The organism is Pseudomonas sp. CG7 (genome assembly GCF_023701885.1).
Taxonomy (GTDB): Bacteria; Pseudomonadota; Gammaproteobacteria; order Pseudomonadales; family Pseudomonadaceae; genus Aquipseudomonas; species Aquipseudomonas zanjanensis.
The window spans coordinates 49,044-55,731 of sequence record NZ_JABAEE010000045.1; the positions used below are offsets into that span (position 1 = coordinate 49,044).

At 62.3% G+C, this 6,688-nt stretch carries 6 protein-coding genes; 2 read left to right on the forward strand and 4 right to left on the reverse strand.

Annotated features, from left to right (window positions below; translation table 11 throughout):
• Positions 1–29: 29 nt before the first annotated feature.
• The gene (locus tag HGO40_RS18615; RefSeq protein WP_250964201.1) at positions 30–1,382 is read right to left on the reverse strand and encodes a dicarboxylate/amino acid:cation symporter; all 1,353 of its coding nucleotides are present in this window, start codon (positions 1,380–1,382) and stop codon (positions 30–32) included.
• Between the two features lie 332 nt (positions 1,383–1,714).
• Between HGO40_RS18615 and HGO40_RS18620 the strand changes: the two genes are divergently transcribed.
• Positions 1,715–2,713: an AraC family transcriptional regulator gene (locus tag HGO40_RS18620; RefSeq protein WP_250964202.1), complete on the forward strand. Its 999-nt coding sequence runs from the start codon at positions 1,715–1,717 to the stop codon at positions 2,711–2,713.
• A 145-nt stretch (positions 2,714–2,858) separates the two neighbouring features.
• Here HGO40_RS18620 and HGO40_RS18625 read toward each other — a convergent pair whose 3' ends face one another.
• From HGO40_RS18625 to HGO40_RS18635, 3 genes are all read right to left on the reverse strand, one after another.
• Positions 2,859–4,205, reverse strand: coding sequence for an ATP-binding protein (locus HGO40_RS18625; protein WP_250964203.1), 1,347 nt, complete (start codon positions 4,203–4,205; stop codon positions 2,859–2,861).
• Positions 4,202–4,879 carry a response regulator gene (locus tag HGO40_RS18630; RefSeq protein WP_053124352.1) on the reverse strand — a complete coding sequence of 226 codons (678 nt, stop codon included), beginning with the start codon at positions 4,877–4,879 and terminating at the stop codon, positions 4,202–4,204. The genes HGO40_RS18625 and HGO40_RS18630 overlap by 4 nt, the downstream gene beginning before the upstream one ends.
• A 110-nt stretch (positions 4,880–4,989) precedes the next feature.
• Positions 4,990–5,589, reverse strand: a complete 600-nt coding sequence (locus HGO40_RS18635; protein ID WP_250964204.1) for a porin family protein — start codon at positions 5,587–5,589, stop codon at positions 4,990–4,992.
• 145 nt (positions 5,590–5,734) lie between these two features.
• On the opposite strand from HGO40_RS18635, the gene HGO40_RS18640 reads away from it, so the two are divergent.
• A complete protein-coding gene (locus HGO40_RS18640) occupies positions 5,735–6,526 on the forward strand; it encodes a dienelactone hydrolase family protein (RefSeq protein WP_250964205.1) in 792 nt (263 codons plus the stop codon).
• The last annotated feature ends 162 nt before the right edge of the window (positions 6,527–6,688 follow it).

Below are 6,688 nucleotides of genomic sequence, written 5' to 3' on the forward strand. Positions count from 1 at the left end.
GAAGCGGGTTTTTCATTGCAGCCTGAAGATTACTTCATAGCGCCTGGAGCAGAGGTTTCAGCCGCTGCAATCTGCGCCGCCGCGATCTGCTCGTCATCTTCACGGACGTCGGAGATACCACGACCACCGGAAGCCAGCTCGGTCTGCAACTGGTCTTCGTCCAGCTCCTTGACCCACTTGGCAACCACGATAGTGGCAACGGCGTTGCCCACCAGGTTGGTCAGGGCGCGGGCTTCGGACATGAAGCGGTCGATACCCAGGATCAGTGCCAGGCCAGCCACCGGCAAGGTGCCTACGGCCGACAGGGTCGCCGCCAGTACGATGAAGCCGCTACCGGTCACGCCAGCCGCACCTTTGGACGACAGCAACAGCACCAGCAGCAGGGTGATCTGGTGAGTCAGGTCCATCGGGGTGTCGGTGGCCTGGGCGATGAACACCGCAGCCATGGTCAGGTAGATCGACGTACCGTCGAGGTTGAACGAGTAGCCCGTCGGGATGACCAGGCCTACGACCGACTTCTTGGCACCCAGGCGCTCCATCTTGATCAGCATGCGCGGCAGGGCCGATTCCGAGGAGGCAGTACCCAGCACGATCAGCAGTTCTTCACGGATGTAGCGGATCAGCTTGACGACGCTGAAGCCGTGGGCGCGGCAGATGGCGCCCAGTACCACCAGCACGAACACCACGCAGGTGATGTAGAAGCAGATCATCAGCTGGCCCAGTTGCACCAGCGAACCGACACCGTAGGCGCCGATGGTGAAGGCCATGGCACCGAACGCACCGATAGGTGCCAGCTTCATGATCATGTTGATGATGATGAACATGACGTGGGCGAAGCGATCGATGAAGTCCAGGACCGGCTTGCCGTAGGCACCCAGGCGATGCAGGGCAAAACCGAAGAGCACCGAGAACATCAGCACTTGCAGGATGTCGCCGTTGGCGAACGCGCCCACGATGGTGTTCGGGATCACGTTGAGGATGAAGGCGATGATGCTCTGGTCTTTACTGGCATTGATGAAACCAGCGATCTTGCTGGTGTCCAGGGTCGACACGTCGATGTGCATGCCGGCGCCTGGTTGCACGACGTTGACCACGACCAGGCCGATCAGCAGGGCAATGGTGGAGACGATTTCAAAGTACAGCAGCGCGTAGCCGCCGGTCTTGCCCACCGATTTCATGTTCTGCATGCCGCCGATACCACTGACGACGGTACAGAAGATGATGGGAGCGATGACCATTTTGATCAGTTTGATGAACCCGTCGCCGAATGGCTTGAGGGCAACACCGGTCTGCGGGTAGAAGTGGCCGAGCAAAATGCCGATGGCAATGGCTACGATCACCTGGAAATACAGGGATTTGTACAGTGGCTGACGAGTCGTCATGGCAAACCTTCCTCAAGAGTCCCGCATGACGACTTCCACCTGTCGTCCACGGCACCTCAATTGCGAACCCTCCTGCACTGGAGGGATTTGTTTTGTTCGGCTGCACGCGGCAGCCCTGCAGGCTCTATCGCAAAGCCCGTGCCATTTTCTGGAAATGCCCTACATCCGTTATTACAGAAGGCGTTGTGGATTCCTCAGCGGTTAAACACGGCGGCAGAACATGGCGGATTTCCGCCAACAGGGTGTTTATCACTCCGGGATTTGGCGGATATCCGCCTTGTCCAACCTCGGCCCCCTGCTACCATCGCCCGCTTAACGGACGGATTTCTGCCATGCGCCAACGCACGATCGCCAGCCACTTCGCCCGCGCCGCCTTGGGCGGTGCGCGTCGGCAAGGCTTCGACTATTTGCCTTTGCTGCAACAGCTGGGCATCAGCCCCGAACTCTTGGATGAGCCGCGCGCGCGGATTGCGCCGGAGCAGTTCGCCCGCCTGTTGCAGGCCCTGTGGCTGGCAATGGAGGACGAATATTTGGGGTTCGGCCGGGCACCGAGTAAACCCGGGACGTTTGCGATGATGTGTCACGCGTTGATCCACTGTCGGACCCTGGGCAAGGCCCTGCAGCGCGGCTTGTTGTTCTATGGGTTATTCCCCGACGCCCCGCGCCTGACGCTGGAAACCGAAGGCGAACGCGTGCGGCTGGTACTGGACGATTCGACGCTGTGGGACCCGGATCACTTCCTGACCGAAAGCCTGCTGGTGGTCTGGCATCGCCTCGCCAGTTGGCTGATCGGCCAGCGGATCGGCCTGGAGCAGGTGACGTTCGGCTACACCAAGCCCGCCCACGCGGCTGAGTACGACTTGTTGTTCCCCTACCCATTGGCGTTCGACGCACCCGGCAGCAGCCTGTTGTTCCACAGCCGCTACCTGGACATGCCGCTGTTGCAGGACGAACGCACCCTCAAGCATTTCCTCGAACACTCCCCCGCCGACCTGCTGTCGCGCCCGGACGATGGCCACAGCCTCAGCAGCCAGCTGCGCCGCCTGCTCAGCCGCGACACGGCGCGCTGGCCCGACCTGGACACCGTCGCCGCCCATTTGCACATCAGCCCGCAGACCTTGCGCCGGCATCTGCGGGAAGAAGGCACCAGCTTCCAGGAACTCAAGGATCAACTGCGGCGGGATATCGCCATCTACCATCTGGGGCGTGCCGAGCTGTCGTTGCAGCAGATTGCCGAGGAGTTGGGTTTCTCCGAACCTTCGGCGTTTCACCGGGCGTTCAAGAAGTGGACGGGTGTGACGCCGGGGGCCTATCGGGAGTTGGAGAGCTGATTTTCTGGATTGGTTTTTTGTGGTGTGCTGGCTGGCCTCATCGCGAGCAAGCTCGCTCCCACAGGGGATTTGTGTGCGCCGAAAATCCAGTGTGGGAGCGAGCTTGCTCGCGATGAGGCCAGCAAACACACCGAAAATATTCCAGTCAAACCACCGGAAAGTGAATCCGGAACGCCGCCCCGCCCAGCTCTGAATCCCCCAGGGTCAAGCGGGCGCCGTAGCTGTCGATGATGTCCTTGACCACCGCCAGGCCAATGCCCTGCCCCGGATGCTGGCGATCCAGCCGCTCGCCACGCTGGAGAATCCGCGCCCGTTGATCCGGCGGCACGCCCGGCCCGTCGTCCTCGACACTCAACTCGGTGCCGCCGAGGGTCTGGTGCATGCTCACGCGCACCTCGCCCAGGCACAGCCGATAGGCGTTCTCCAGCAGGTTACCGAGCATTTCCAGCAAGGCACCCTGTTCGATCGGCACCTGGCAGTGCTCCGGCAGATCGAAGCTGACGGTGACCCGCTTGTCGCGATAGACCTTGTCCAAGGTGTCGCACAGGCTTTGCAGCACCGGGCGCAAGCGCACCTGATGACGCACCAGCCCGCTCTTACGCAAGCTGGCGCGCTGCAATTGGTAGCCGATCTGCTGGCTCATGCGCTCGATCTGGGTTTGCAGCACCCAGGCCTGGCCACGGTCCTCGGGGCGCCGGGCCATGTCTTCGCTGACGCCCTGCAACACCGCCAGCGGGGTTTTCAGGCTGTGGGCCAAGTCATCGAGGGAGTCGCGATAACGGCTGCGCTGTTCCCGCTCGCTATAAAGCAAGCGGTTGAGGGAGCCGGTCAGGCGCAACAGTTCCCGGGGGTGCTCGGTGCTGAGGCTTTCCCGGGCCCCGCTTTCGATTTCGTCCAGCTCCTGGCTCAGGCGCCGCAACGCCCGCAGGCCCCAGGTCAGGCCGATCCACAACAGCGCCAGCAACACCGCCAGGGCCGCGCCAAAGCCCAGGTAGAGATTGTCCCGCAGTCCCTGCAAGGTCACCTCGTAGTCGCGCACCGGTTGCAGGGTGACGATGCTGAACGCCGCGCTCTGGCCGCCGAGCAGCTTGATCTCGACGTCATAAACAAAAAACTCCTGGCCATTGCTCTCGCGAATGCGGGCGAACTGGTTGCCCTGGCCGTCATAACGCGGCGTGTAGTTGATGTTTTCTTCCTGGGTCGCTTTCGACCGCCAGACCAGCCGCCCCTCGCGATCATAGATGTAGCCCAGCAGGCGGGCGTCGGCGAGGTTGAAGCGTTCATCGGGCAACTGCGCCGGCATCTTCAAGCGGTTGTTTTCCACCCGGGCGGCGGAAATCAGCGTGGTCACGTCCGAGGCCAGGCGTTGCTCGATGGATTCTTGCAAGGCCAGGCTGAACGCCCCTTGCATGGCCGGCAACAAGGCTAGCATGAACAGCACCGCCAGGGTCATGGCGGCCAGCATCAGCCGCAGCCGAAGCGAACGAATCACTGGCAGCGCTCGTTGAACAGATAACCCAGGCCCCGCACGGTGTCGATTGGCTTGAAGCCGGCCGGGGCCTCCAGCTTACGGCGAAGGCGTCCTACCAGCACTTCGATGACATTGGGATCGCGCTCGCCGTCGTCGGGGTAAAGCTGCTCCATCAAGCGGTCCTTGGCCACCACCTGCTGGTGGTGACGCATCAGGTACTCGAGGATGCGGTATTCGTAGGCGGTCAACGCCAGCGGCTCCTCGTCGAGGGACGCCTGCTTGCGGTTGAGGTCCAGCAGCAACGGCCCGGCGACGATGGTCGACTGGGTGAAGCCGCTGGAGCGGCGCAACAGGGCGTTCAACCGAGCCTCCAGCTCTTCGAACTGGAACGGCTTGACCACGTAGTCGTCGGCACCGGCGGCCAGGCCTTCGACCTTGTCCTGCCAGTTGCCGCGGGCGGTCAGGATCAGGATCGGAAACGTCTTGTCCTGGGCGCGCAGCCGGCGGATCAGCTCCAGCCCGCTGATGCCGGGCAGGCCCAGGTCGATCACCGCCAGGTCATGGTTGAACTCCCGGGCCTGGTACAAGGCCTCTTCGGCATTGGCCACGGCCTGCACCACATGGCCGCTGTCGGTGAGCCGGGTTTGCAGGTGATGACGCAACAGCGCTTCGTCTTCGACGACCAGTAATTTCATGGAGCCTCTCCCCAGGCAAATCAAACAATCCGGCGCGGCGCACCTCAACGAAAGGCGCCGGATCGTCTTCGACCGATCCGGCTGGATTTCCTCACCGTGCCCTCGCCTGCTTAGAACGTGTAGTTGGCGGACAGGTAGGTCTGGGCGCTGCTGGTCAGGTCCAGCGAGCCAACCTTGGCGCCACCGTGCGGGCTCATCTCGGTGCGGGCGTTGCTGCGCAGGTAACGGTAACCCAGTTCAATCGAGGTGTTTAGCGAAATTTGTTGCAGCACGCCGCCCTGCAAGCCCACCGCGTAGCCGATGTCGCTGTCGCGACTGAAGCCAGGCGAATCCTGGGTCAGCTTGGTCAGGCCCGCCGTGCCGCCACCGAACAGTTTGGTGCTGCCGGTGACCGGATAGAACACATCGTAGCTGCCCAACAGGTTTTCCTGGCGCAACTTGATGCCGTTGTGGGTGCCAGAGACGTTGTCGTAGGTGGCGTAGTAGCGGCCCTGGTCGTTCTGCTTGCCCAGTCGCAGGCCATAAGTGGTGTCCTTGCCGATGATGCCGTCGGCGTTCGGGTGGTTCAGGGCGCTGTCCAAGGCGTCGGACATCTTCACCTTGTCGCTGGTCTGGCCCAGGGTCAGGCTGGCGATATTGTCATCGGCGTGGGCCATGGCGCTGGCGCCCAGCACGGTGAAAGCCAGCAGCAGTTTTTTCATAGCAGTCATGATCAAGTTCCTTTGCAGCGTGGATGTGTTGTGGAGTCGCCGTCACCTTAACCAGCGGTCCCTGAACACCCGTTGAACGTTCTCTGAACCGGCGCTGAATGAATCGGCTAATCTGTGCGGACCACTTTTTATAAGGAGATCCGTCATGCGCAGGCTGCTAGCTGTTGTACTTCTGGCCATGAGCGGTGTGAGCCACGCCGCCATCCAGACCCAGGAGATCCCCTACACCAGTGCCGACGGCACCCAGCTGATCGGTTATTACGCTTATGACGACGCCGTCAAAGGCCCGCGCCCAGGCGTGGTGGTGGTGCATGAATGGTGGGGGCTGAACGATTACGCCAAGCGCCGCGCCCGTGATCTCGCGGGCCTGGGCTACAGCGCCCTGGCCATCGACATGTACGGCGACGGCAAGAACACCGAGCACCCCAAGGACGCCATGGCCTTCATGCAGGCGGCGCTCAAGGACGGCAAGGCGGCCAGCGCCCGCTTCCAGGCCGGTCTCGACCTGCTGAAGAAACAGCCCCAGACCGATCCGGACAAACTCGCCGCCATTGGCTACTGCTTCGGCGGCAAAGTCGTGCTCGACGCGGCGCGCCAGGGTGTGCCGCTGGCCGGCGTGGTGAGCTTCCACGGTGCGCTGGTGACCAACCCCCCGGCCACGCCAGGCAGCGTCAAGGCCAAGGTGCTGGTGGAGCATGGTGCCCTGGACAGCATGGTTACCCAGGACAACGTGACCGCGTTCAAGAGCGAGATGGACAAGGCCGGTGCCGACTATAAATTCGTCAACCTCGAAGGCGCCAAGCACGGTTTCAGCAACCCCGACGCCGACCGCTTGAGCCACGGCGACCATGGCGGACCGGACATCGCCTACAACAAGGAAGCCGATGAGAAATCGTGGGCGGATATGCAGAAATTCTTCAAGAAACTCTTTGGCTGAGCACACTTCTTTCAGATGAAAAAATGATGTTTTTGTGCCGAGGGAGCTTGCTCCCGCTTGAGTGCGTAGCGCTCACAGATCTTTTGGGGCCGCTTCGCAGCCCAGCGGGAGCCAGGGGCCAGCCCGACAGGCCGGGCGGGGACCCACACCCCTGGGGGGGGC

Coding starts and splice junctions, on each gene's coding strand:
- HGO40_RS18615 (WP_250964201.1), bottom strand. CDS start 1,382: ATGACGACTCGTCAGCCACTGTACAAATCCCTGTATTTCCAGGTGATC.
- HGO40_RS18640 (WP_250964205.1), top strand. CDS start 5,735: ATGCGCAGGCTGCTAGCTGTTGTACTTCTGGCCATGAGCGGTGTGAGC.
- HGO40_RS18630 (WP_053124352.1), bottom strand. CDS start 4,879: ATGAAATTACTGGTCGTCGAAGACGAAGCGCTGTTGCGTCATCACCTG.
- HGO40_RS18620 (WP_250964202.1), top strand. CDS start 1,715: ATGCGCCAACGCACGATCGCCAGCCACTTCGCCCGCGCCGCCTTGGGC.
- HGO40_RS18635 (WP_250964204.1), bottom strand. CDS start 5,589: ATGACTGCTATGAAAAAACTGCTGCTGGCTTTCACCGTGCTGGGCGCC.